Source organism: Methanocalculus natronophilus (genome assembly GCF_038751955.1).
Classification (GTDB): Archaea; Halobacteriota; Methanomicrobia; order Methanomicrobiales; family Methanocorpusculaceae; genus Methanocalculus; species Methanocalculus natronophilus.
In genome coordinates this window covers 1-764 of sequence record NZ_JBCEXH010000041.1, presented here as the reverse complement: position 1 = coordinate 764, position 764 = coordinate 1, and the positions used below count along the sequence as shown (strand labels likewise).

The window sequence follows — 764 nt, the reverse complement described above, 5'->3', positions numbered from 1 at the left end:
CTCAATGGGTGATAATTTCTTTTTTAAATCCTCTTTAGAAGGTTTTTGATAGTTTTTATACATACAATCACATCCTTATTTTTTGTTAATTAGATTTTAACATTAAATAAAGTGTTCGTGTAAATTATGCTTAATCGATATCTTCAAACTCACCGTCGGTTTCATTTTTCGCGTACTGATATATTTTAGATTTAAACGTATTCGAATGTTTAGAGTAAAAACGCATACTTTGTGAAGGGAAAAAGAGTATGTTAATGATAGGAATTAACAAAAAGATTAACCAACCTGGATGCCAAAACCCTTCAATCGTTAACCCAAGAACAATATAACTGAGCGTAATTGTGAGTGTAATGATTTTCTTAACATTCAATTTCCCACCAATCAATGTATCAGAAATAGGAATTGCAAAAAAGACAATCCATCCTGGATGCGCTAAATCAGCCCCAAAGTGAAGCCACAAAAATACAAGCAACGCTAACAAAGGCATCATTTGATTAAGTTTTTGTAAGTAGTTTTTACTTAAAAGAATGAATGACAAGGGAATTAATAGAAAAAAAGATACCCCCATCCCCCATGATTCTAAAACAAACCCACTAAACAAAAATAATAGTAAACTAATTAATGGCGTCGCCGCAACAATACGTTCTTTCATTTAAACGCTCCTCAATTTTTTAATAAATACTGTAAAAGGACTTTTCGTTTTATTGATAAACTCATAGCGTAAGACTTCGTAATCTTTACTAGAAAGTTCCTTTAAATAAGGC

1 protein-coding gene is annotated in these 764 nt (G+C 31.2%); it reads right to left on the bottom strand.

What is annotated here, in order from left to right; genetic code table 11:
* Window positions 1-130: 130 nt before the first annotated feature.
* Window positions 131-652 carry a hypothetical protein gene (locus tag ABCO64_RS10265; RefSeq protein ID WP_343089391.1) on the bottom strand — a complete coding sequence of 174 codons (522 nt, stop codon included), beginning with the start codon at window positions 650-652 and terminating at the stop codon, window positions 131-133.
* Between the last annotated feature and the right edge of the window lie 112 nt (window positions 653-764).

Coding starts and splice junctions, on each gene's coding strand:
- ABCO64_RS10265 (WP_343089391.1), bottom strand. CDS start 652: ATGAAAGAACGTATTGTTGCGGCGACGCCATTAATTAGTTTACTATTA.